Here is a 23644-nt window from a genome sequence, read left to right as displayed (position 1 = left end):
CCGACTCCAAGGACTCGAAGGACTCCACCGACTCCAAGGACATGACCGACTCGAAGGACTCCACCGACTCCAAGGACATGACCGACTCGAAGGACTCCACCGACTCCAAGGACATGACCGACTCGAAGGACTCCACCGACTCCAAGGACTCCACCGACTCCAAGGACTCCACCGACTCCAAGGACATGACCGACTCGAAGGACTCCACCGACTCCAAGGACTCCGCCGACGCCACCGACTCGACCGACTCCCGTGACGCCACCGACTCGACCGACTCCTCGAACCACGCGGGCAGCCCGGCGGGAGCCGCCGCTTCCGACACCGGCTCGCAGCTGGCCGTGACGGGTTCGGACAGTGCGAGCAGCGCAAGCACCTTCTCGCTCCTCGCCGCCGCGATGCTGCTGGTCGGATTCGCGCTGATCGCCGCCCGTCGCCGTCAGGCGCGTCCCGCCGTCGCCTCGGCATCCGCGGCATCCACCGCCCGGACGGCTCCGCCGGTCTCGAGCCGCCCCTCGACCGACGACCGTCCCGTCGCCACGGGAACAAGCACGCGGAGCCCCGGCGTCGCGAACGCGACCATGAGGAGCACCGCAGCCGCAGGCCTCGACCGCACCGGCAATGCGTCCGCCCCGCGCGGGAACCGCGAGAGCACCTCGCGACCTCGTTCGCCGCGCCCAGACGGTTCGCCCGGGGCAGCCGGCACGGACGGTCCCGCGGACGGCTCGCTGAGCGGCTGAGATGACCACGAAGAAGACAGGGGCCGGTCGCATCACGCGGCCGGCCCCCGCCCCCCGTCCCGCTCCGTCGGCGCGAGGGCGTCTCGCGCCCGCGATCGGAACGGCAGCCGCGGTCGCGGTCGTCGGCGCTTACGTGTTCGTGAGCGCGACGTTCACGGCACCCCCCTCCCCCGCGAAGGAGATGGTCAGCGACGGCTTCGCTCCGTACTTCTCGCAGCGGTGGGATGTGTTCGCCCCGAACATCCTCCGCGTCAACAGCGCCCTGCAGGTGCAGGCGCAATGGCGGGACGAGGACGGCGACCTGCAGGCAAGCGATTGGGTCGATGTCACCGACATGGAGCTCGCCGCGGTGCGCGGCATACCGACTCCGTCCCGTATCTCGAAGAACAGCATCAACGCGCTCAGCACCTACCTCGAGCGCTACGACGAGCTCACTTCCGCCCAGCAGGATCGCGTGCAGGACACCTTCATCGAACGCTCGTCGGACGGCGGCTTCGCCGCGATCCCGGATGCCGACCTGCGCGCGGAGCTCGATGCCCTCGGCGACGGCGGCGAGAATTCGTCAGTGCCGTTCGTGCGGTACGACTACATGCTGAACCGCTTCTCGACGGCTTTCACCGAGGCGTATTTCGGTCGTGAGGTGGAGCGCGTGCGCTGGCGGGCGCAGTTCGACCGCCCCAATGACTTCCTGCACCGTTTCGACGACGAGCGGCAGTTCGCCCTCAACGAGTTGACCTTCGGCTGGCGGGAGGCCGAGCAGGCCGACGATCCGTCCGTGCGCGGCATCTTCGCCGACGTGCAGACCCGCTACACCGGCGAGGAGAGGCCATGACCATTCACTTCACGCGTCGTCAGGGGTGGCGCGACCGCCTCTCCCCCCTCCGGTTGTGGAGTGCGTTCCAGGAGTGGTTGACGTCAACGAAGCACGCCACCATCGGATTCTCGCTCCTGAGGATCATCTTCGCGGTCGGGATGCTTCTGGTGCTTCTGCCGAGCTTCGCCGACCGGCACTACCTGTGGGGGGCCGGGTCGTGGTGGGTGGAGCCCGAGGCACGCCGCCGCGGGTGGTGGGAGCCGTTCCGGCTCATCTTCTCGAAAGACGACCCGCTGCTGTTCGACCTGGCCTACTTCGCCCTCATCGCCCTGGTGCTGCTGTTCCTCGTCGGTTTCAAGACGCGGTGGGTCACTCCCGCGCTGCTGTTGTTCTGGGTCGGGTTGTCGACCAACACGACGCTGCTCACCAATGGCGGCGACACGCTCATGCGCATCGTGCTCGTCTTCGCCCTCTTCGCCGACCTGAGTCGGCACTTCTCGGTCGACGCGTGGCTGCGGCGCCGGCGGGGCGAGCGGGCGGGGCGCTTCGCCGTCCTGCAGCGGCGTGTTCCGGAGTGGCTCTCACCGTTGCTGCACAACACGGCCCTGATCCTCTGCTGCTACCAGATCCTGCTCGTCTACCTGGTGTCGTCGATCCTGAAGCTGCAGGGAGAGGAATGGATCGCGGGCACGGCGCTCTACTACGCCCTGTCGCTCACCGAGTTCCAGGTGCTCCCCGCCCTCAGCGAGACGGTCTGGCAGGTGACGCCGTTCATCATGGTCGGTACGTGGTTCGCCCTCGCGGTGCAGCTGACGTTCCCGGTCGCCCTGCTGTGGAAGCCGTCGCGCTACGTCGCGGTCGCCGGACTCTCGCTCACGCACTTCGGAATCGCGCTGCTGCTCGGGCTCTGGCCGTTCTCGCTCGCGATGATCGCTCTCGATCTGCTGCTGGTGCGCGACGCGTCGTGGCTGCGCGTGCGCGCGGTCGTCGGTATGACGTCGTCCCGCGTTCGGCGAGCGGTCGCCGCGGCCCGCGCGAGTGTTCGCGAAGGACGCGACGACGTGTCTCCCGAAACGCCGGAGCGCCGCGCAGCCTGAGCCGCGCGGCGCTCCGGAACGTCCGGCTGATCAGTCGCGGATGGCCGCGCCGAACCGCTCCGCGGCGACCGCGACCCCGGCGAGCTTCGCCTCGGTCGCCTCCGCCGCGGTGAGCGTGCGGTCGTCCGCGCGGAAACGCAGGGCGAAGGTGAGGCTCTTCGCGCCCTCGGCGAGACCCTGACCGCGGTAGTCGTCGACGAGACGCGCACCCTCGAGCAGAGGCGCTCCCCCGGCGATGAGGGCGGCGCGCACATCGCCCGCGGCCACCTCGAGCGGAACGGTCAGCGACACGTCCTGCGTCGCCGCCGGGAATCCCGACAGGGATGCCGCGACCACGCGCGACTGGGCCAGCTCGAGCATCGCGTCGAGGTCGAGCTCGGCGACGAGCACGCGACCCGGCAGGTCGGCCGCGGCCGACACCGCGGGGAGCAGTTCGCCGACGTAGCCGACGTCCTGGCCCGACGCGAGGACCCGGGCGGTGCGGCCCGGGTGGAGCGCGGCGCGCTGGGCCTGCACGAGCTCGATCTCGAGCCCGGCCGCCGCCGTCAGCACGCGCACCGCATCGACGGCATCCGCGAGGTCGGCGGCCAGGGCGGGCTGCCCGGGCTGCTTGGCGACGGAGTGCCCGGCCAGCAGGATCGCGACGTGACGCCGCTGCGGCGGGATCGACGCGTCGAGCGCGGCGAGGGTGGCGGCGTCCGGGCGCACGGCGAGCGGCGGCACCGACGCGGTTCCGTACTGCACGCCCGGCTTGGGCAGGAAGACCGTCCCCGCTTCGAAGAGCGCCAGGTCGACGATGCCGCGCGAGACGTTGCGGTGCGCCACCTGCAGCAGCGCCGGGATCAGCGAGCGGCGCAGGAACGGCGCGAGACCGTCGAGCGGGTTCGCGAGCTTGACGCTGGGCAGCTTCTCCCCCGAGGGGGAGCCGTGCAGCGCGTTCTGCTCCTCGGTGGTGAAGGGGAACGACGGCGTCTCGACGAAACCGGCGGCCGCGAGGGCGTTGGCGACGCGGCGGCGGCCCTGCTGCGCGGAGGTCAGGCCGCGTCCGGACGGCGGCGTCGGCAGGATCGAGGGGATCCGGTCGTACCCGCCGATGCGCGCGACCTCTTCGGCGAGCGTCCACCGGTCCGTCAGGTCGGGGCGCCACGACGGCGGGACGACCAGGCGCTGCGCGCCCTCGTCGAGCACGCGGCATCCGATCTTCTCGAGCGAGGCGACGACCTCGTCGTCGGGGTAGTCGACGCCGATCAGGCCGGAGACGAACCCGTCGGGCAGCACGATGCCGTCGATGTGCACCTCGGTGCGCAGCGCACCGCCCACGGTCGTGTCGAGCGTGCCGCCGGCGTACTCGACCATGAGGTCGGCGACGCGGCGCGCGGCGGCGAACGGGACGTTGGGGTCGACACCGCGCTCGAAACGGCGCGACGCCTCGGAGGGCAGCTTGTGCCGGCGGGCGGTGCGCGCGATCGTCACCGTGTCGAAGACGGCGGCCTCGATGAGTACGTTGCGCGTCGCGTCGGTCATCTCGGTCGTCCCGCCACCCATGACACCCGCCAGGCCGATGGGCCCGGACTCGTCGGTGATCAAGAGGTCTTCGGGATCGAGGGTGCGCACCTTGCCGTCGAGGGTCTCGAGACTCTCGCCGGCGTGCGCGCGGCGGACGGTGATGCCGCCCTGCAGGCGATCGAGGTCGTAGCCGTGGATGGGCTCGCCGAGCTCGAGCATCACGTAGTTGGTGATGTCGATCAGCACGCCGAGGGAGCGGATGCCGGCCAGCGTGAGCCGCGCGATCATCCACGCCGGCGTCGGCTTGGTCGGGTCCACGCCCCGCACGATGCGCGCGACGAACTCCGTCGCGCCGACGCGACCGCGGATGGGCGCCTGATCGTCGACCGCGACCGGGAACCCGGTCCCGGGGTCGAGGTCGCCCCACGCGCGCTCGGCGGGGTCGCGGAAGGCGGCGCCGGTGGCGTGCGAGTACTCGCGGGCCACGCCGCGCAGCGACAGGGCGTAGCCGCGGTCGGGGGTGACGTTGATCTCGACGGCGACGTCGTCGAGCCCGAGGAGCGCGATCGCGTCGGTGCCGACGGGCGCATCGAGTCCGAGCTCGACGAGACGCAGGATGCCGTTGTGCTCGTCGCCGAGGCCCAGCTCGCGCGCGGAGGCGATCATGCCGTCGGAGACGTGACCGTAGGTCTTGCGCGCGGCGATCGGGAACGGTCCCGGCAGCACCGCACCCGGGAGGGTCACGACGACCTTGTCGCCGGGGAAGAAGTTGCCCGCGCCGCAGACGATGCCGCGCACTCCCCCGTGCTCGGCACCGACGTCGACCTGGCACCAGCGGATGGTCTTGCCGTTGGACTGCGGCTCGGCCTCGAACGAGACGACCTGTCCGACGACGATCGGCCCTTCGAGGTCGAAACGGTGCACGTCCTCCTCTTCGAAGCCGACCCGCACGAGATCGGCGAGCACCTCTTCGGGCGTGACGTGCGTCGGGAGGTCGACGTACTCACGCAGCCACGACAGCGGAACCCGCATCAGACCACCATTCCGAACTGCTCGCTGAAGCGCACATCGCCCTCGGCCATGTCGCGCATGTCTTGGACGTCGCTGCGGAACATGAGCGTGCGCTCGATGCCCATGCCGAAGGCGAAGCCCGAGTACTCCTCGGGGTCGATGCCGGCGGCGCGCAGGACGTTGGGGTTCACCATGCCGCAGCCGCCCCACTCGATCCATCGCGCCCCGCCCTTGAAGGTCGGGTGCCACAGGTCGAGCTCGGCGCTCGGCTCGGTGAAGGGGAAGTAGTTGGCGCGGAACCGCGTCTTGGCCTCGGGTCCGAACAGCACGCGCGCGGCGTGGTCGAGGGTGCCCTTGAGGTGCGCCATGGTGATGCCCTTGTCGACGACGAGGCCCTCGAACTGCGTGAACACCGGAAGGTGCGTCGCGTCGAACTCGTCGGTGCGGTACACCCGCCCCGGGCACAGCACGTAGATGGGAAGGTCGCGCTCGAGCATCGAGCGCACCTGCACCGGGCTCGTGTGGGTGCGCAGCACGAGGTGACGCGCGACCGGGTCGACGAAGAAGGTGTCCTGCATCTGGCGCGCCGGGTGATCGACGTCGAAGTTCAGCGCGTCGAAGTTGAACCACTCGTGCTCGAGCTCGGGTCCCTCGGCGATCTCCCACCCCATGCCCACGAAGATGTCGGACACCTGCTCCTGCAGGAGGGAGATGGGATGCCGCGCCCCGACGCGCGCGCGCTGCGGCAGCGCCGTGACGTCGATGCGTTCGGCCTCGAGCTGCGCGGCGGTCTCGGCCTCGGCGAGCTCGGCCTCGCGAGCGGCGAGCGCCTGATTGACCTGCCCTCGCGCCTGGCCGACCAGCTTGCCGAACGCGGCCTTCTGGTCGGGGGCGACGTGGCGCATCTGGGCGTTCAGCCGGGCGAGGGAGGACTGCTCCCCCGTGTGGGCGGAACGGGCGGACTTCAGTTCGGCCGTGGTCGCGGCGGCGGCGATGGCGGCGAGCGCCTCATCGACCGCGGAGGCGACGGCCTCGGGGGTGATCTCGGGTGCGTCGGACACGAGATGAGAGTCTACCGACGGGCGGGGACACTCCCCCGCCCGTCGGGGCGACTCAGAGCGCCGATCCGCCGCGCTGGGCGACGATCAGCGACGTGTCGGTCGCGCCCTGCTGAAGGGGCTGCACGGGCACGGCGACGTCACCGCGCGACGAACGCCGCAGGCGCTTCTCCACGACCGTCGCGACGAACGACAGGATCAGGCACAGCGTGATGTAGATCGCCCCCACCACGATGGTCGCGGGCACGATGGGAGAACCGACCGTCGGCTGCGCACCGATGTACTTCGCGTAGAACAGCAGCTCGGGGTACGTGATGATGAAGCCGAGCGCGGTGTCCTTCAGCGTCACCACGAGCTGCGCGATGATGACCGGCATCATCGCGCGGATCGCCTGCGGCAGCAGCACGAGGCGCATCACGCCGGCCTTGCGCAGGCCGATCGCGTACCCGGCCTCGGCCTGACCGCGCGGCAGCGACTCGACGCCCGCGCGGATGACCTCGGCGAGGACCGACCCGTTGTAGCAGACGAGAGCGATGACCACGGCCCAGTACGGCTCCATGCGGATCCCGATGACGGGGAAGCCGTAGTAGAGCAGGAACATGAACACCAGCACCGGGATCGCGCGGAAGACCTCGATCACGGCGGTGAAGGGCCAACGCACCCACCGGTGGTCCGACAGACGCCCGATCGCGAGGACGAAGCCGAGCAGCAGCGCCCCGAGGGCCGCGGCGCCGAAGGCCGCGAGCGTGGCCAGCGTGGCATCCAGGATGCTCGTCCACACGTTGGTGTAGGTGAACGCCGACCACTTCTTGGCGGTGAACTGCCCCGTCTCGGCGAGCCGCCAGACGAGGAAACCCAGGATGCCGACCACGACGACGATCGTGAGCACGCCCAGGAGGCGGTTGCGCAGGATGGCCTTGGGACCGGGGACGTCGTACAGGACGCTGCTCATCGCGCGACCCTCCATCGGTTCTCGAGCGTCCGCTGCACCCACGAGAGCAGGAGCACCAGCGCGACGAAGATGACCATCACCCAGAGGATGACGACGAACGCGTTCTCACCGCGTTCGCTGAGGTAGTTGCGCACCGACCCGAGGTTGACGATCGAGAAGCCGGCGGCGACGGTGGTGTTCTTCAGCAGGGCGATGAAGACGCTCATCATCGGCGGGATGACCGAGCGGAACGCCTGCGGCAGCACCACGAGCGACATCACCTGACCGAAGCTCAGGCCGAGGGCGCGGGCGGCCTCGGCCTGCCCGACGGGAACGGTGTTCACACCTGAGCGGATCGCCTCGGCGACGTAGGTCGCCGTGTAGATGCCGAGGGCGCAGATGCCCAATGTCAGCGAGACATCGCCGGTCAGACGAAGTCCGAGCAGGGGCGGGAGCGCGAACACGAAGGCGAAGAACACCAGCGTGAGCGGGGTGTTGCGGATGGCGCTGACGTAGAACGTGCCGACGCCGCGCGCGATCGGCACGGGCGAGACGCGCATCGCGCCGACGATGATGCCGAGCACGAGCGCGAGAGCGCCGCCGGCGAAGAACAGCACGAGCGTGCCGACGAGCGCTTGGCTCCAGATGTCGAGGTTGTCGGTGATGACACCCATGCGTGGTCCTTATCTCGAAGGAGGAGGGGCGGGGGCGACGCGCCGGGACGCGCCGCCCCCGGACGGATCACTCGTCGGCGGTGGGCTGCTCGCCCTTGATGCCGGCCGGTGCGAGGTTCTTGTCGAACAGCGCGGTCCAGACGTCGCCACCGTCGTTGAAGAGGGTGTTGATGTGGTCCTTCAGGACGGTGTCGCCCTTGGGCAGGCCCACGCCGTAGCGCTCCTCGCTGAAGGTGTCTCCCGCGATCTTGAAGGTCTCGGGCTCCTGCGCCACGTAACCGGCGAGGATCGCCTGGTCGGTCGTGACGGCGTCGACCGAACCCGCGCGCAGCTGCTCGAGGCACTGCGTGTAGGTGTCGTACTCGACGGTGTCGCCGGGGTTGTACTCGTCGCGGATGCGCTGCAGCGGCGTCGAACCGGTCACCGAGCAGACGATCTTGCCGGCGAGGTCGTTCGGGCCCGTGATGTCCTCGTTGTCGGCGGCGACCAGCAGGCCCTGACCGGTGATGAGGTAAGGACCGGCGAAGTCGATCTGCGCCTTGCGCTTGTCGGTGATCGAGTAGGTGCCGACGTAGTAGTCGATGTTGCCGTTGACCAGCTCCTGCTCGCGGTTCGCGGAGGGGATGGTCTTGTACTCGATCTTGTCGGCGTCGAAGCCGAGCGAGGCCGCGATCCACTGCGCGATCTCGACGTCGAAGCCGCCGCGCTCGTCGCTGATCGGGTCCTTGAAACCGAGGCCCGGCTGGTCCTCCTTGACGCCGACGACGACCTTGTCGGCCGCGACCATGCGCTCGAAGGTGGGGCTGCCGTCGAGCGAGACGTCGGAGGCGACCTCCCACAGCTGCGTGGTGTCGGCCGAGTCGCCCTCGGCTCCGGGGGCCGCACCGGGGGTGCCGCTGTTGCAGGCCGTCAGGGCCAGCAGGCCGGCGGCGATGATGCTCGCGCCGGCGAGAAAACGAGTCTTACGCATGTGATGTCTCCTTGGTTACGTGTGCTGTGCTGTGCGGGAAAGGGTCTTCGGTGACGGCGCGCGGCATCGCCCTGCGGGTGCGGCGGTGCGATGCGGTGCGATGCGATCGTGTCGGCGGGGAACCTCCTCGTTCGTCGCCGTCGGGGTTCGCGCTGTCAGTGCGTGATGAGCTTCGAGAGGAAGTCCTTGGCGCGGTCGGACTCGGGACGGGTGAAGAACTGCTCGGGCGCGGCCTGCTCGACGATCTGGCCGTCGGCCATGAACACCACGCGGTTCGCCGCCTTGCGCGCGAAGCCCATCTCGTGCGTGACGACGATCATGGTCATGCCGTCCTTGGCGAGACCGACCATCACGTCGAGCACCTCGTTGATCATCTCGGGGTCGAGGGCCGAAGTCGGCTCGTCGAAGAGCATGACCTTTGGCTTCATCGCGAGAGCGCGGGCGATCGCGACGCGCTGCTGCTGGCCGCCGGAGAGCTGCGCGGGGAGCTTGTCGGCCTGATGCCCGACGCCCACGCGCTCGAGCAGCGCCCGCGCCTCCTTCTCGGCATCCGCCTTCTTCATCTTGCGCACCTTGATCGGACCGAGCGTGACGTTCTCGAGGATCGTCAGGTGCGCGAAGAGGTTGAAAGACTGGAAGACCATGCCGACATCGGCACGCAGTTCGGCCAGGCCCTTCCCCTCTTTGGGAAGCTCCTTGCCGTCGATCGTGATCGACCCGCTCGTGATGGTCTCGAGGCGGTTGATCGTGCGGCACAGCGTCGACTTGCCCGACCCGGACGGGCCGATCACGACGACCACCTCACCGCGGTCGACGGTGAGATCGATGTCTTTCAGCGCCTGGAACTGGCCGTAGTGCTTCTGCACATCGGAGACGACGACGAGGGGCGCAGAGCCCGCCGGGGGAACGGATGCCATGTGTTCACCCTATGAGGATGTTGTGCGGGCGACCACATTCCCGCGCAGGCCTTAACCGTTCTGTAACAGCGGGGAACGCGCTCGGGCACTCCCGCGGGTCAGCGGGCGCGCTGGGCGAAAGCGGTCTCGTAGAGGCAGACGCTCGCCGCGGTGGCGAGGTTGAGCGACTCCGCGCGGCCGTAGATCGGCAGGCGCAGCGAGAGGTCGGCGTGCGCGAGGGCGTCGTCGTCGAGACCGCGCGCCTCGTTTCCGAAGAGCCACGCGGTGGGCTCCGCGAGACGGTCGCGGGATGCGAGGAAGTCCTCGCCCTCGACGTCGGCGGCGACGACGCGCAGACCCGTCTCGTGCATACGGGCGACGACGTCCGCGAGCTCGAGGTCCACGGCCACCGGCACGTGGAAGAGCGAGCCCGTCGTGGAGCGGACGACCTTGGGGTTGTAGGGATCGACGGTGCGCCCGGTGAGGATGACGGCATCCGCCCCGGCCGCGTCGGCGGCGCGGATGATGGTGCCGAGGTTGCCGGGATCGCGCACCTCTTCGCAGATCGCGACGAGGCGGGGTCCGGCCGCGAGGATGTCCTTCAGCGCGGTCGGCGACTGCCGCGCCACGGCGACGATGCCCTGCGGGGTGACCGTGTCGGCCATCGCGTCGAGCACCGCCTCGGTCGTGTACTGCAGATCCACCTCAGCGCGTTCGGCCGCGTCGCGCACGTCGGTGTGCCGCTCCATCGCCGAGGGGGTCGCGTACAGCTCGAGGACGGTGTCGGGGGCCCACGCGAGGGCCTCGCGCGCGGCCTGCGGACCCTCGAGGAGGAACAGACCGGTCTCTTGCCGGGCGGCGCGTTTGCTGAGCTTGGCCACGGCGCGCACCCGCGGCGAACGGGGGTTCTCCAGCACGTGACCAGTGTATGGCGCTGAGGGCATGGAGCCGGGGATGCCGCGCACGAACGACGGAACGGGCGCCCTCCGAAGAGGACGCCCGTTCCGGGAGAAGTCGCGACTTACGCGGACTTCGGAGCGTTGACGTCGCTGGGCAGGGCCGCCTTGGCGGTCTGCACGAGCGAGGCGAACACGGCCGGCTCGTTCACGGCGAGCTCGGCGAGCATGCGACGGTCGACCTGCACACCCGCGAGGCCGAGGCCCTGGATGAAGCGGTTGTACGTGAGGCCGTTCTGACGGGATGCCGCGTTGATGCGCTGGATCCACAGACGACGGAAGTCGCCCTTGCGCTTGCGACGGTCACGGTACGCGTAGACGAGCGAGTGGGTGACCTGCTCCTTGGCCTTGCGGTACAGGCGCGAACGCTGACCGCGGTAACCGGAGGCGCGCTCGAGGATGACGCGACGCTTCTTGTGGGCGTTTACTGCCCGCTTGACTCTAGCCATTTCTGTTTCTTCCTAACGTGCGTCGGCGCTCAGAGACCGAGGAGCTTCTTGGCGACCTTCGAGTCACCCTTGGCCAGGACCTGCTCCTGGTTCAGGCGGCGGGTGCGCTTCGAGGCCTTGCCTTCGAGGTTGTGGCGCATACCGGCCTGCTGCTTCATGAGCTTGCCGCTACCGGTCAGCTTGAAGCGCTTCTTGGCACCCGAGTGGGTCTTCTGCTTCGGCATCTGTCTTCCTTCGTTGGTCTTCCCGGCGAAGCGGGAGTCTGGGGAGCTTTACTCGGCGGGGGCCGAGGTGGGCGTTGCTTCCGGGGCCGCCTCGCCGCGGGCCGCGCTGCGCGCCGCCTCGCGGTTCGCCGCGCGCTGCGCGTTCTGCTCGGTCTTGACCTCGGACTTGTTCTTATGAGGAGCGACCACCATCACCATGTTGCGGCCGTCGATCGTGGGGTTCGACTCGACGGTGCCAAACTCGGCGACGTCTTCGGCGAACTTGCGGAGCAGGCGCACACCCTGCTCGGGACGCGACTGCTCACGACCACGGAACAGGATCATGGCCTTCACCTTGTCGCCCGCCTGGAGGAAGCCCTCGGCGCGCTTGAGCTTGGTGATGTAGTCGTGGGCCTCGATCTTCAGGCGGAATCGGACCTCCTTGAGGACCGTGTTCGCCTGGTTACGACGCGTTTCCTTGGCCTTCTGCGCGGCCTCGTACTTGAACTTGCCGTAATCCATGATCTTGACCACGGGCGGCTTCGAGCTCGGCGCAACCTCGACCAGGTCGAGGTCCGCTTCCTGGGCCAGGCGCAGCGCAGCTTCGATTCGGACGATGCCGACCTGCTCGCCGTTGGGTCCGACGAGACGGACCTCCGGGACTCGGATGCGCTCGTTGGTGCGGGGATCGCTGATGCGGAACTCCTCTTGTGTGCGGGTGGTGGCCGCCGCGATCCGATCGGACCACGGGCGAAGAGGAGTACACACGCCACCCGGCACGGTGCTGTCAGCACCGGCTTCTGCACCCAGACGACCCCGTGCGAAACGGAGCGGAGTGCGGGAACCCGGTAGCCTGGAGCGGCAAGCGCGGGTGGGATGTGATCCTCTTTCGTACGGAGTGAAACACTCCGAAGCCCGCCATAGTCTAGCAGAGAGATTCACGTGGACACGATCCCCTCCGACCAGCCCGCCGACGACCACGCCGCACACCGTCACGGAGGCGAAGACGAGCGTCTCGCCCGCTGGGAGGAGCAGGAGCGCGCGGCATCCTCCGCCACCCGCGACATCGCCGACGTTCCCGCGGTGGAGGTCATCACCACCGCCGCCGTGCACCTCATGAGCGCCGCGGCCGTCAAGACGGGACTCGCCGACGACCCCGCGCAGCAGCTCGACCTCGACGAGGCCCGCAAGCTCATCAACGCCCTCGCGGGCCTCATCACCGCCGGCGCGCCCGAGATCAGCGACATGCACGCCCGGTCGCTGCGCGACGGACTGCGCTCCCTGCAGCTCGCGTTCCGCGAGGCCTCGACCATCCCCGACCCGATCGGCAAGGGGCCGGGCGAGAAGTGGACGGGTCCCGTCACGTAAGTCGTTCGGGCCGGGGTACCGGCTACGGGGTGGCTCGTCCGTGACACCGGCACACGCGTCGCGCGAGCCGGTGCGGACCGCGGTGCCGCGGCATCCGGCCCGTGAGCGGCGCGCAGGAACAGGGGATGCCACGAGAACAGGACGCGCAGCGCGGCACCGTCCTGTGCTCGGACGATCGCCTGTCCCGACGCGGCCGCGCTCCGATCGCGGCGCGGTCAGGCCGCGGTGCCGCGGTGGAGCTTGACCGTCAGCGAGTCGACGAGCACGGCGATGCGGTCGTCGGCCGACCACCGGCGGGCGATGCGGGCGAGGACGGCGTCGAGCTCCTCCTGCTCCAGCCCCGACATCAGCTGCAGGTGCACGACGAGCTCGGGGCCGCGCAGGCGACCGGTGGGATCCCCCGACTCGACGGCGAGGTCGAGCACCGCGAGCTCGCCCGAGATGCTCTCCTGCAGCCCCCTGAAGATCGTCGGCGAAGTGTGCGCGGGTTCCCACGCCTCCCCCTGCGCGATGGCCCACACGGCGGGACGACGGATGACGAACTCGGTCTCGGAGGCGGGATCGATCACGATGAGCTCGGTGTCTTCGGACGCCGCGGCGAGAGCGGTGCGGCGACCGTCCGCGGGGACGGGGCGGGCCTTGGCATCCCAAGTCTGCAACGCCGTGACCGAGGTGAAGACGGGAAGCACCTTGCGGCCATCGGGGGCGGCGACGGTCACGATCGACAGCTCCTGCGTCTTGTCGACCTCGAGGCCGTGGGCGCCGACGCCGTGGTCGCCCTTCTCGGCGACGAGCGGGATCAGCAGGCGCGCGTCGCGGTAGGCGTCGACGACGGCACGGGCGTCACTCTCACCGGTTCGAAAGGCGACGAGGGCGGCCAGGAGGGACGGGTCGGCCGACCCGTCGTCACCGGAGTGCGGGTTCGACTCGAACCGGCGCCCCTCCCACGGGACACCCGCCGAATCGGCGTGGTGGCCGTGATCGTGGGGACCGCCGGCGTGCGGGCCGCCGGCGTGGGGACCGTCAGTGTCCGGCGACATCCAGCGCCTCAGCGAGGGTGAACTGCCCCGCGTACAGAGCCTTGCCGACGATCGCGCCCTCGACGCCGAGCGGCACGAGCTCGCGCAGCGCGGCGATGTCGTCCAGGCTCGACACGCCGCCCGAGGCGACGATCGGCTTGGGCGTGCGCTGGGTCATTTCGCGCAGGAGCTCGATGTTGGGGCCGCGCAGCGTGCCGTCCTTCGTCACGTCGGTGACGACGTAGCGGCTGCAGCCGGCGTCTTCGAGGCGCTCGAGCACGGTCCACAGGTCGCCGCCGTCACGGGTCCAGCCGCGGGCGGCGAGCGTCGTGCCGCGCACGTCGAGCCCGACCGCGATCGCCTCGCCGTAGCGGTTGATGACGTCGGCGGCCCACTCGGGGTTCTCCAGCGCGGCGGTGCCGAGGTTGATGCGGCTCGCGCCGCTCTCGAGGGCCGCCTCGAGCGAACGGTCGTCGCGGATGCCGCCCGACAGCTCGACCTGCACGCCCTTGACCTGCTTGATGACCTTGCGCATGACGTTCGCGTTGCTCCCGCGTCCGAAAGCGGCGTCGAGGTCGACGAGGTGGATCCACTGCGCGCCCTGGCGGGCGAAGTCCGCGGCGGCGTCGACGGGGTCGCCGTAGCTGGTCTCGGTGCCCGCCTCCCCCTGGGTCAGACGGACGGCCTTGCCGTCGGCCACATCGACCGCGGGAAGAAGGACAAGCTCGGGCGTGGACGCGAAATCGTTCATGGCTCCTCGTGCCGGCAGGCGCCTCTCGCCAGCCCCGGGCACGAGGTCACACAGTAGTCGTGCGCAGCCCGTCGATCCAATTGGCGAGCAGCCGGATGCCGGCCTCCCCCGACTTCTCGGGGTGGAACTGCGTCGCCGCGAGGGGACCGTTCTCCACCGCCGCGATGAACGGCGAGCCGTATGTGCACCACGTCACGGCGGGCTGCGGGAAGGGCGGGGTCACCTCGAGCGACCACTCCTGCGCGGCGTAGGAGTGCACGAAGTAGAAGCGCTCGCGTTCGATCCCCTCGAACAGTCGAGACCCTTCGCCGGCGGTGACGGTGTTCCAGCCCATGTGCGGCAGGACCGGGGCGGCGAGCTCGTCGACCGTGCCGGGCCACTCCCCCAGTCCGGGCGTGTCGGTCCCGCGCTCGATCCCCCGTTCGAACATGACCTGCATGCCCACGCAGATGCCCAGCACCGGGCGGCCGCCGGCCAGTCGACGGTCGATGATCTCGCCACCGCGACTGGCGTTCAGGGCCTCCATGACCGCGCTGAACGCCCCCACGCCGGGAACGAGGAGCCCGTCGGCATCCATCAGCAACGATCGATCGGAGGTCAACCGGGCGTCGGCACCGGCCTCGACGAGCGCCTTGACCGCCGAGTGGACGTTGCCCGAGCCGTAATCGAGGACGGCGACGACCGGCTTGGCCGTCACAGCGCGCCCTTGGTGCTGGGGATGCCGTCGACGAGGGGGTCGAGGGCCTTCGCCTGGCGGAACGCGCGCGCGAGGGCCTTGTACTCGGCCTCGGCGATGTGGTGGGGATCGCGTCCCCCGACCACGCGCACGTGGACGGTCAGGCCCGCGTGGATGGAGATCGCCTCGAACGAGTGACGCACGAGAGAGCCCGTGAAGTGGCCGCCGATGAGGTGGTGCTCGAACCCGACCGGCTCTCCGGTGTGCACGAGGTAGGGCCGACCGCTGATGTCGACGACGGCCTGCGCGAGCGCCTCGTCGAGCGGCACGAGGGCGTCGCCGTATCGGGCGATGCCGGACTTGTCGCCGAGCGCCTGCTGGATGGCCTGGCCGAGGACGATCGAGGTGTCTTCGACGGTGTGGTGGGCGTCGATGTGGGTGTCACCGGTGGCGCGCACGCGCAGGTCGGTCAGCGAGTGCTTCGCGAACGCGGTGAGCATGTGGTCGAAGAACGGCACGCTCGTCGAGATGTCGCTGGCACCGCGCCCGTCGAGATCGAGCTCGAGCTCGACGCGCGACTCGCTCGTCTCCCGGGTGATCGAGGCGGTGCGGGGCGTGGAGGGGCCGGTCATGCTCGGGATCCTATCGAGGCGAGGGCGTCGAGGAACGCGGTGGTCTCGTCGGCCGTTCCGGCCGAGACGCGGAGGTGGTGGGGGATGCCGACGTCGCGGATGAGGACGCCGCGGTCGTACAGCGCCTTCCACGTCGCCGCGGGGTCGTCGACCCCGCCGAAGAGCACGAAGTTGGTCCACGACTCGTGCGCGGTGTACCCGAGAGCGGAGACGGTCGCGGAGATGCGGTCGCGCTGCGCGACGATCTCGTCGACCATCGCGAGCATGGTGTCGGCGTGCCCGAGCGCCGCGGTCGCGGCGGCCTGCGTGAGCGCGCTCAGGTGGTACGGCAGGCGGACGAGGCGCAGGGCGTCGACGAAGACCGGATCGGCCGCGAGGTAGCCCACGCGGGCGCCGGCGAAGGCGAAGGCCTTGCTCATCGTGCGCGAGACGACCAGGCGCGGACGCCCCGGCAGCAGCGACACCGCGGACGGCTCGTCGCGCGGTGCGAATTCTTCGTAGGCCTCGTCGACGATGACCACACCGTCGAACGCGTCGTAGACGGCCTCGACCACGTCGAGGCGGAGGGGCGTCCCCGTCGGGTTGTTCGGGGCGCACAGGAAGACGATGTCGGGGCGCTGTTCGCGCACCTGGGCCGCCGCCGACGCGGGCGTGAGCGTGAAGTCGTGCTCCCGCTCCCCCGCGATCCATCGGGCACCGGTGGCGCGCGTGAGGATCGGGTACATCGAGTACGTGGGAGCGAAACCCATGGCGGTGCGCCCGGGCCCGCCGAAGGCCTGCAGGATGTGCTGCAGCACCTCGTTCGAGCCGTTGGCCGCCCAGATCTGGTCGGGGTTCAGTCCGTGCCCCAGATACTGCGCGAAGGCCTCGCGAAGCGTCGTGAACTCGCGGTCGGGATAGCGGTTCACGTCGCGCAGTGCGCGTGCCACGGCATCCAGGATGTCGTCGGCGACCTCGGACGGAACGGGATGCGTGTTCTCGTTCACGTTCAGCGCCACGGGGAGCGCGGCCTGCGGTGCTCCGTAGGGCGTCATGCCCCGGAGATCGTCGCGAAGCGGGAGGTCGTCGAGGCGTACGTTCACCTCACCCATCGTAGGCGGCGGCGACATGTGCGGCTCACGCGCCCGCTGGCCCGAACGACACGCTCTCGGTGCCTTCGCGTCGGCGGGTTCGCGTCGGCGGGAGATCAGTCGGCGGGGGCGTACTCGGCGGGGATGGCGATGCGCTGACCCGCGGTGACGGATCCACCCGAGAGGGCGTTCAGGCGCGTGATCTGCGCGACGACGTCGCGAGGGTCGGCCGCGGGAGCGAGATCTTCGGCGATGGACCACAGCGTGTCTCCGCTCATCACGGTGATCTCGGCGAAGGAGCCTGCGGCGGCTCCCTCTTCGTTCGAGGCGAGCGCGGCTCCGCCCCCGACGATGGCGACTCCGAGCGCGATGACGAGGGGAAGGGAGACCAGGAACGCGACGACGCGGCGTCCGCGCGCGGTGATGCGCAGGCGGGTGGTCGGGGCGGTGACGGCGATGCTGCTCATGATGTGCTCCTCGGTGGGGAGAGATTCGCACCCCACCCTCGGCCGGGAGGGCGGTGGTGCGAATCTGTATTCCGAATCTATCTTCGATACTTTCGATGTGTCAAGACCGGCTGTATCGGAGACGAATCGAACGCGACACGCGAGAGGTTCCGTGTCTTCGAGGCCGTCCACCGGATACGGTTTCGACACGGAGACCTCATCACCAACCTCCGACATTCGAATTTCCGCCGCCCTTCCGCGGCGCGAGGGGAGCACAGATGACCGACGCGACGACCGCCGCCGGCCGCGAACGGCCGCAGACCCGGCGACGCAAGAACCTCAGCGACAAGCAGCTCGCGATCCTCGAGGTCATCCAGCGGTCGATCGCGCGGCACGGCTATCCGCCGAGCATGCGCGAGATCGGCGACGCCGTCGGACTGAAGTCCCTCTCGAGCGTGACGCACCAGCTCAACCAGCTCGAGCTGAGCGGCTACCTGCGACGCGATCCCGGCAAGACGCGGGCCATGGAGGTGCTGATCGACCTGCCCGGCGCCGCCGCCGAGAACCCCGCCGACACGGCCCCCGCTCTGGGCGACGCCGCTCTCGTTCCCCTCGTCGGTCGCATCGCCGCCGGCGTGCCCATCACCGCCGACCAGCAGGTGGAGGAGATCTTCCCCCTCCCCCGCCAGCTCGTGGGCAAGGGCGAGCTGTTCATGCTCAAGGTGTCCGGCGACTCCATGATCGATGCGGCGATCTGCGACGGCGACTGGGTGGTCGTGCGCTCCCAGGCCACCGCCGAGAACGGCGAGATCGTCGCCGCGATGCTCGACGGAGAGGCGACGGTCAAGACGTTCCGCCGCCGCGACGGTCACACGTGGCTGCTCCCCCGCAACAGCGCGTTCGAACCGATCCTCGGCGACGAGGCCGTGGTGCTCGGCCGCGTCGTCGCCGTCCTGCGCGCGGTCTGATCCGCGACACGAGAGGCCGGATGTCCGCCGCGCGGCGGCATCCGGCCTCTCGTGCGTCCGGATGCCCCGGGGTGGATGTCGGCGGCCCTGCCTAGGCTGGAGTCATGGCTGACACCCTCCCGTACGGTTCCTGGCCCTCGCCCCTCACCCCCGAGTCCGTCGCGCAGGCGTCACCGCGGGTCGACGGCGCCCGCCTCGTCGGCGACGAGGTGTGGTGGGGTGAGTCCGTCCCGCACGAGGCCGGTCGGGTCGCGGTGAAGCGTCGCCGGGCCGACGGCTCCGTCGAGACCGTGCTCCCCGCGCCCGCGAACGCGCGCTCGAGCGTGCACGAGTACGGCGGGGGTGCGTGGACGGCGTCCGACGACGGGGAGCTGTACTACGTCGAGAAGACCGATCAGCGCGTGTACGCGCTGCGCCCCGGCGAGACCGCCCGCCCGCTGACCCCGGCCGATGACGCCGTGCGCCACGGCGGGCTGCGCTGGGAGCACGGCGCGTTGCTCGCCGTCCGCGAGACCCACGGCTCGTCCCGCGTCCCGCTCCGCGCGATCGTGCGCATCCCCCTCGACGGCGAGGTCGAGGTGCTCGCCGAAGGGAGCGATTTCCTCGCGCAGCCCGCCCTCTCGCCCGACGGCCGCCGCCTGGCCTGGGTGGCGTGGGACCACCCCGACATGCCCTGGGATGCGACGACCCTCCGTGTCGTCGACCTCGGGACTCGCGTCGTCCGCGACCTGTCCGGGGGTGAGCGCCGCTCTCCCCTCCAGCCCGTGTGGATCGCCGACGACGAGCTGCTCTACGCCGACGACCCCGACGGACGCTGGAACCTCTTCCGTCGTCCGCTCGACGGCGAAGCCCAGGCGCTGGCCCCCGCCGACGCCGACACCGGCGGCGGTCTCTGGGTGCTCGGCACCCGGTGGTTCGGAGCCGCCTCCGAGGGCCGCGTGGTCGCCGTCCGCACCGACGGGGCCGACGAGATCGTCGAGATCGCACCGAGCGGCGTGCGCCCCCTCGACGTCCCCGCCGTCGCCGGGGCCGCGATCGACGACGTCCGCGGAGCGCGCGCCCTCGTGTCCGGATCCGACGCCGGCGGGCGATCGGGCCTCTGGCTGGTCGACCTCGACGCCGCAACCGTCGAAGTGGTCACGGGAGGGTCCGGCGCATGGGGCGACGAGTGGATGCCGCCCGCCCGCGCCCTGACCACCGACGGGCCCCACGGGCCCGTGCACGCCTTCGCCTACGCCCCCACCAATCCGCACGTCATCCCCGTCGCGGGCGAGCGCCCGCCCTACGTCGTTCTCGTCCACGGCGGACCCACCTCGCACGTGGGTCCCGCGCCCTCGGCGAAGACGGCCTTCTTCACCAGCCGCGGCATCGGCGTGCTCGACGTCAACTACGGCGGCTCCACCGGATACGGGCGGGCCTACCGGGATCGCCTCAAGGGCCAGTGGGGCGTGGTCGACGTCGACGACGTCGCGGCCGCGGCATCCGCTCTCGCCGAGGCGGGTCTCGCCGACCCCGACCGCCTCGCCATCGCGGGCGGCTCGGCCGGCGGCTGGACGGTTCTCGCCGCCGTGACGCGGACCGACGTGTTCTCGGCCGGCATCTCCCGCTACGGCGTGGGCGACGCCCGCGCCCTCGCGGAAGACACCCACGACTTCGAGGCGCGCTACCTCGACGGGCTCATCGGGCCCTTGCCCGAGGCCGAGGCCGTGTACGTCGAACGCTCGCCCCTGGGGCGTCCGGAGCTGTTCCGCGTCCCGCTGTTGATCCTGCAGGGCTCGGAGGACCGCGTCGTCCCCCTGTCGCAGGCCGAGGCGATCCGCGACGCCCTGACCGCGCACGGGGTGCCGCACGCATACGTCCTTTACGAGGGCGAGGGGCACGGGTTCCGCCGGTCGGAGACGGTGATCGATTCCCTCGAACGCGAGCTGGGCTTCCTCGGTGCCGTGTTCGGCTTCGAGACCCCGGGCGTCCCGCCCCTCGCGCTCGACTGAGGCGCGCGGCGCGGAAGGCGCGGGCGGCTCGCCCCCGCGCCGCCGGCCACGAGAATCGGCGAAGTCGCGCCACCTACGGGTGAAGCGACGGGCCCCACGCCGAGGCGTGGGGCCCGTCATCCATACGAGGCTCAGGCCTCGAACGCCGCCAATTCAGCCGCGAGACGCGCGCCGACGTGGGCGTGCAGGAAGGTTCCGCTCTCGCGGTGCTCCTGCGCCACGATGAGTCCGCTCTCGTGCACGGCCGAGACGAGGTCTCCCCGGTCGTACGGAACGACCGCCTGCACCTCGACGGCGGGCAGGGGCAGCGCCTCCTCGATCGCGGCGCGCAGCTCGTCGATGCCCTCGCCGGTGCGCGACGACACGAACTTCGCGTTGGGGGCGAGACCCCGCAGCACGAGCCGGTCGTCTTCGCTCACCAGATCGGCCTTGTTGAAGACGACGATCTCCTGCCCGAAGTTCGCGTCCACGTCGCCCATCACGTCGCGCACCGTCATCAGCTGCGCGGCCGGGTCGGGGTGCGAGGCGTCCACCACGTGCAGGATGACGTCGGCGTCGCCGACCTCCTCGAGCGTCGAGCGGAACGCTTCGACCAGCTGGTGCGGGAGGTTGCGCACGAAACCGACCGTGTCGGTGAGCGTGTACACGCGCCCGTCGGTCGTCTCGGAGCGGCGCACCGTGGCATCCAGGGTCGCGAAGAGGGCGTTCTCGACGAGCACCCCGGCGCTGGTCAGGCGGTTGAGCAGGCTCGACTTGCCGGCGTTGGTGTACCCGGCGATCGCGACCGAGGGGATCGTGTGGCGCTTGCGCTCGGCACGCTTCGCCTCGCGGGCGGGCGCGAAGTCGCGCAGCTGCTTGCGCAACTGCGCCATGCGCGTGCGGATGCGACGACGGTCGAGCTCGATCTTCGTCTCACCCGGTCCGCGCGAGCCCATGCCCGCGCCGCCGGCGCCGACCTGTCCACCCGCCTGACGCGACATCGAGTCACCCCATCCGCGCAGACGCGGGAGGAGGTACTCGAGCTGAGCGAGCTCGACCTGGGCCTTGCCCTCCCGGCTCTTCGCGTGCTGGCTGAAGATGTCGAGGATCACGGTGGTGCGGTCGATCACCTTCACCTTCACGACGTCTTCGAGCGCGCGCCGCTGGCTCGGGGCGAGCTCGGTGTCGGCGATCACGGTGTCGGCTCCCACGGCGGCGACGATGTCGCGCAGCTCGGCGGCCTTTCCGCGTCCGACATAGGTCGCCGGATCGGGGTGGGGGCGCCGCTGCAGGACGCCGTCGAGCACGACCGCGCCGGCCGTCTCGGCGAGGGCGGAGAGCTCCCGGAGCGAGTTCTCGGCATCCGTCTGCTCGCCCTGCGGGTGGACGCCGACGAGCACGACATTCTCGAGGCGCAGCTGGCGGTACTCGACCTCGGTGACGTCTTCGAGCTCGGTCGAGAGGCCGACGACGCGGCGCAGGGCCGCGCGTTCCTCGCGATCCCACTGGTCGCCGTCGCTGTCGCCGCCGTACGCGGTGGTGCTGTCTTGAAGGGCCTGAGCGGCACCGAAGACCCGGACCCCGCGGTGCGCATCGGCGCGCGCGAGCACACGGTCGACCGGATCCACGGCAGACGCGTCGGTGCTCGGGGGTGTGGTCTGTTCGGTCATGGGTTCCTCTCGTGCGCGTGAACGCGCGTGTTCTGGCACTTTATCCGCCCCGGCGGCCGGAGCCCCGGTCGGATATCCTGTGCAGATGGGGAGCGAGCACTACTTCAGCGCGTCGCCGTCGAGTCCCGAGCAGCTCCGCCGCATCCGCGTCACGCTGGCCGGTCGTGAACTCGAGGTGGTCACGGCGGGCGGCGTCTTCAGTCCCGATCACGTGGATGCCGGGACCTCGGTGCTCTTCGCCAACACGCCTCCCCCGCCCGCCGGTGGGAACTTCCTCGACCTGGGGTGCGGGTGGGGTCCGATCTCGCTGTCGCTGGCGCTCGCGTCACCGCACGCGACCGTATGGGCGGTCGACGTCAACGAGCGTGCTCTCGATCTCTTGAGGCGCAATGCCGAATCCCTCGGCCTCACCAACATCAACGCGGTGCGCCCCGAGGATGTTCCCGACGACGTGACCTTCCGCACCATCCGCTCGAACCCGCCCATCCGGGTCGGCAAGAACGAGCTGCACGGCATGCTGCAGCACTGGATCCCCCGCCTGCAGGAGCGCAGCGACGGATGGTTCGTCGTGCAGCGCAACCTCGGCTCCGACTCCCTGCAGCGCTGGCTCGCGGCGACGTTCCCCGAGGGCTACGGCGTGCAGCGCGCCGCCACCGGCCGCGGGTACCGCGTGCTGCGCGTGCGACGGCACGGGTCTCCTCCGAGCGAGCTCATCGACGTCGTCGGCTGAGGCGGCGGCATCCGCTCCGCGTGCAGAACGGGGGCATGCTCCGGGCGCGACCTTCCCCCGGACCGCGCGAACGTACGGAGACCGCGAGCCGGCGGCATCCGCTCAGGCCAGGGCGACCTCGCCCGTGAACACCAGCGACGCCGGACCCGACAGGAAGACGCGGCCCTCGGCGACACGCACGCCCAGGGTCCCGCCCGGGGTGTCGACGATCCAGTGGTCGGGAGCGGCCGCACCCGCCCAGTGCCGCACGGCGAGCGCCGCCGCGGCCACGCCCGTGCCGCAGCTGAGGGTCTCGCCGACGCCGCGCTCGAACACGCGCAGGCGGATCGCCCCGACGCCGTCGCGCACGAGCGGATCGGCCGGGACGACGAACTCGACGTTCGCGCCGTGGCGGGGCGCGGGGTCGAGCACGGGCTGGAAGGTCAGGTCGAGCCCCTCGAGCTCGGCATCCGACGACAGGGCGACGACCACGTGCGGGTTGCCCACGTCGATGCCCACGCCCGGACGCGCGACGCTGAGACCCTTCGCCCGCACGAGCGTCTCGTCGGCCTCGACGGCGAACGCACCCAGGTCGACCTCGAAGCCGCGCTCGCTGCGCGTGAGGGTCTTCACGCCCGCCCGCGTGCCGATGCGCAGCCCCTCGTCGATCGACGCGAGGCCCGTGTCGGTGAGGTAGCGCGCGAAGACGCGCGTGCCGTTGCCGCACATCTCGGCCGCGGATCCGTCGGCGTTGCGGTAGTCCATGAACCACTCGGCCCCGGATGCCGCAGCCTCAGCGCCCTCGCGGATCGCGGCCGAGCGCACCACGCGCAGCAGTCCGTCGGCGCCGATGCCGAAGTGCCGGTCGCACAGCGCGGCGACCTGGGCGTCGGAGAGGTCGAGCTCGCCGTCGGGGTCGGCCACCACCACGAAGTCGTTGCCGGTGCCGTGACCCTTGGTGAACGCGAGAGAGGACATGCCGTCAGTCTACGGAGGACCCGCGGTCGACTCTCCCTGCCCGGGCTCCGACCCTCGCCCCGCCCACCCCGCCGTCACGCGGAGT

The 23644-nt window shown here is 70.6% G+C and carries 25 protein-coding genes; 7 read left to right on the top strand and 18 right to left on the bottom strand.

Going from position 1 to position 23644, the window contains the following annotated elements:
- The 3 genes from FB047_RS17000 to FB047_RS14760 all read left to right on the top strand — a co-directional run.
- A partial coding sequence (locus FB047_RS17000) for a hypothetical protein (RefSeq protein ID WP_205823052.1) occupies positions 1-737 on the top strand: 737 nt, incomplete at its 5' end.
- A gap of 1 nt (position 738) precedes the next feature.
- The gene (locus tag FB047_RS14765; protein WP_136587959.1) at positions 739-1569 is read left to right on the top strand and encodes a DUF5819 family protein; all 831 of its coding nucleotides are present in this window, start codon (positions 739-741) and stop codon (positions 1567-1569) included.
- A complete protein-coding gene (locus FB047_RS14760) occupies positions 1566-2648 on the top strand; it encodes an HTTM domain-containing protein (protein ID WP_136587958.1) in 1083 nt (360 codons plus the stop codon). The genes FB047_RS14765 and FB047_RS14760 overlap by 4 nt, the downstream gene beginning before the upstream one ends.
- 30 nt (positions 2649-2678) lie before the next feature.
- On the opposite strand, the gene pheT is transcribed toward FB047_RS14760, so the two are convergent.
- The 10 genes from pheT to infC all read right to left on the bottom strand — a co-directional run bounded on the left by pheT (position 2679) and on the right by infC (position 12037).
- Positions 2679-5186, bottom strand: a complete 2508-nt coding sequence (pheT, locus tag FB047_RS14755) for a phenylalanine--tRNA ligase subunit beta (RefSeq protein ID WP_136587957.1) — start codon at positions 5184-5186, stop codon at positions 2679-2681.
- Positions 5186-6226, bottom strand: coding sequence for a phenylalanine--tRNA ligase subunit alpha (gene pheS, locus FB047_RS14750; RefSeq protein WP_136587956.1), 1041 nt, complete (start codon positions 6224-6226; stop codon positions 5186-5188). The genes pheT and pheS overlap by 1 nt, the downstream gene beginning before the upstream one ends.
- Before the next feature lie 52 nt (positions 6227-6278).
- Positions 6279-7175 (bottom strand): amino acid ABC transporter permease, encoded by an 897-nt coding sequence (locus tag FB047_RS14745; protein ID WP_136587955.1) that lies wholly within the window; start codon positions 7173-7175, stop codon positions 6279-6281.
- Positions 7172-7828, bottom strand: coding sequence for an amino acid ABC transporter permease (locus tag FB047_RS14740; protein ID WP_136587954.1), 657 nt, complete (start codon positions 7826-7828; stop codon positions 7172-7174). Before FB047_RS14740 ends, FB047_RS14745 begins: the two co-directional genes overlap by 4 nt.
- 67 nt (positions 7829-7895) lie before the next feature.
- Positions 7896-8798 (bottom strand): glutamate ABC transporter substrate-binding protein, encoded by a 903-nt coding sequence (locus tag FB047_RS14735; RefSeq protein WP_136587953.1) that lies wholly within the window; start codon positions 8796-8798, stop codon positions 7896-7898.
- Between the two features lie 155 nt (positions 8799-8953).
- Entirely contained in the window at positions 8954-9715 is a 762-nt protein-coding gene (locus FB047_RS14730; protein WP_136587952.1) for an amino acid ABC transporter ATP-binding protein, read from the bottom strand.
- 98 nt (positions 9716-9813) lie between these two features.
- Positions 9814-10611: a TrmH family RNA methyltransferase gene (locus tag FB047_RS14725; protein ID WP_136587951.1), complete on the bottom strand. Its 798-nt coding sequence runs from the start codon at positions 10609-10611 to the stop codon at positions 9814-9816.
- A 104-nt stretch (positions 10612-10715) separates the two neighbouring features.
- The gene (gene rplT, locus FB047_RS14720) at positions 10716-11099 is read right to left on the bottom strand and encodes a 50S ribosomal protein L20 (RefSeq protein ID WP_058232312.1); all 384 of its coding nucleotides are present in this window, start codon (positions 11097-11099) and stop codon (positions 10716-10718) included.
- Between the two features lie 29 nt (positions 11100-11128).
- Positions 11129-11323 (bottom strand): 50S ribosomal protein L35, encoded by a 195-nt coding sequence (rpmI, locus tag FB047_RS14715; RefSeq protein WP_013583375.1) that lies wholly within the window; start codon positions 11321-11323, stop codon positions 11129-11131.
- 48 nt (positions 11324-11371) lie between these two features.
- The gene (gene infC, locus FB047_RS14710) at positions 11372-12037 is read right to left on the bottom strand and encodes a translation initiation factor IF-3 (RefSeq protein ID WP_136587969.1); all 666 of its coding nucleotides are present in this window, start codon (positions 12035-12037) and stop codon (positions 11372-11374) included.
- 207 nt (positions 12038-12244) lie between these two features.
- On the opposite strand from infC, the gene FB047_RS14705 reads away from it, so the two are divergent.
- Positions 12245-12670 carry a DUF1844 domain-containing protein gene (locus FB047_RS14705; protein ID WP_371204920.1) on the top strand — a complete coding sequence of 142 codons (426 nt, stop codon included), beginning with the start codon at positions 12245-12247 and terminating at the stop codon, positions 12668-12670.
- 215 nt (positions 12671-12885) lie between these two features.
- Here the strand turns inward: FB047_RS14705 and FB047_RS14700 are convergent, their stop codons facing one another.
- The 6 genes from FB047_RS14700 to FB047_RS14675 all read right to left on the bottom strand — a co-directional run bounded on the left by FB047_RS14700 (position 12886) and on the right by FB047_RS14675 (position 17285).
- Positions 12886-13710: an SseB family protein gene (locus tag FB047_RS14700; protein ID WP_136587950.1), complete on the bottom strand. Its 825-nt coding sequence runs from the start codon at positions 13708-13710 to the stop codon at positions 12886-12888.
- The gene (gene priA / locus FB047_RS14695) at positions 13694-14440 is read right to left on the bottom strand and encodes a bifunctional 1-(5-phosphoribosyl)-5-((5-phosphoribosylamino)methylideneamino)imidazole-4-carboxamide isomerase/phosphoribosylanthranilate isomerase PriA (protein ID WP_013583379.1); all 747 of its coding nucleotides are present in this window, start codon (positions 14438-14440) and stop codon (positions 13694-13696) included. The genes FB047_RS14700 and priA overlap by 17 nt, the downstream gene beginning before the upstream one ends.
- 46 nt (positions 14441-14486) lie before the next feature.
- On the bottom strand, positions 14487-15137 hold the full coding sequence (gene hisH, locus FB047_RS14690) for an imidazole glycerol phosphate synthase subunit HisH (RefSeq protein WP_136587949.1): 651 nt from the start codon (positions 15135-15137) through the stop codon (positions 14487-14489).
- Positions 15134-15748 (bottom strand): imidazoleglycerol-phosphate dehydratase HisB, encoded by a 615-nt coding sequence (gene hisB, locus FB047_RS14685; RefSeq protein WP_136587948.1) that lies wholly within the window; start codon positions 15746-15748, stop codon positions 15134-15136. Before hisB ends, hisH begins: the two co-directional genes overlap by 4 nt.
- Positions 15745-16839 (bottom strand): histidinol-phosphate transaminase, encoded by a 1095-nt coding sequence (locus FB047_RS14680; protein ID WP_205823062.1) that lies wholly within the window; start codon positions 16837-16839, stop codon positions 15745-15747. Before FB047_RS14680 ends, hisB begins: the two co-directional genes overlap by 4 nt.
- 95 nt (positions 16840-16934) lie before the next feature.
- On the bottom strand, positions 16935-17285 hold the full coding sequence (locus FB047_RS14675; protein ID WP_136587946.1) for a LysM peptidoglycan-binding domain-containing protein: 351 nt from the start codon (positions 17283-17285) through the stop codon (positions 16935-16937).
- A 257-nt stretch (positions 17286-17542) separates the two neighbouring features.
- Between FB047_RS14675 and lexA the strand changes: the two genes are divergently transcribed.
- Together lexA and FB047_RS14665 are read left to right on the top strand one after the other, a co-directional pair.
- Positions 17543-18232 carry a transcriptional repressor LexA gene (gene lexA, locus FB047_RS14670; protein ID WP_013583385.1) on the top strand — a complete coding sequence of 230 codons (690 nt, stop codon included), beginning with the start codon at positions 17543-17545 and terminating at the stop codon, positions 18230-18232.
- Positions 18233-18336: 104 nt separating this feature from the next.
- Entirely contained in the window at positions 18337-20223 is a 1887-nt protein-coding gene (locus FB047_RS14665) for a S9 family peptidase (protein ID WP_136587945.1), read from the top strand.
- A 131-nt stretch (positions 20224-20354) separates the two neighbouring features.
- Here the strand turns inward: FB047_RS14665 and hflX are convergent, their stop codons facing one another.
- Positions 20355-21872 (bottom strand): GTPase HflX, encoded by a 1518-nt coding sequence (hflX, locus tag FB047_RS14660; RefSeq protein ID WP_136587944.1) that lies wholly within the window; start codon positions 21870-21872, stop codon positions 20355-20357.
- 85 nt (positions 21873-21957) lie between these two features.
- On the opposite strand from hflX, the gene FB047_RS14655 reads away from it, so the two are divergent.
- Positions 21958-22602: a class I SAM-dependent methyltransferase gene (locus FB047_RS14655; RefSeq protein ID WP_136587943.1), complete on the top strand. Its 645-nt coding sequence runs from the start codon at positions 21958-21960 to the stop codon at positions 22600-22602.
- 102 nt (positions 22603-22704) lie between these two features.
- On the opposite strand, the gene dapF is transcribed toward FB047_RS14655, so the two are convergent.
- Positions 22705-23559 carry a diaminopimelate epimerase gene (gene dapF, locus FB047_RS14650; RefSeq protein WP_136587942.1) on the bottom strand — a complete coding sequence of 285 codons (855 nt, stop codon included), beginning with the start codon at positions 23557-23559 and terminating at the stop codon, positions 22705-22707.
- Positions 23560-23644 lie beyond the last annotated feature (85 nt).

This window comes from Microbacterium hydrothermale (assembly GCF_004854025.1).
GTDB classification, from domain to species: domain Bacteria; phylum Actinomycetota; class Actinomycetes; order Actinomycetales; family Microbacteriaceae; genus Microbacterium; species Microbacterium hydrothermale.
This window is presented reverse-complemented; position numbering and strand designations above follow the sequence as displayed.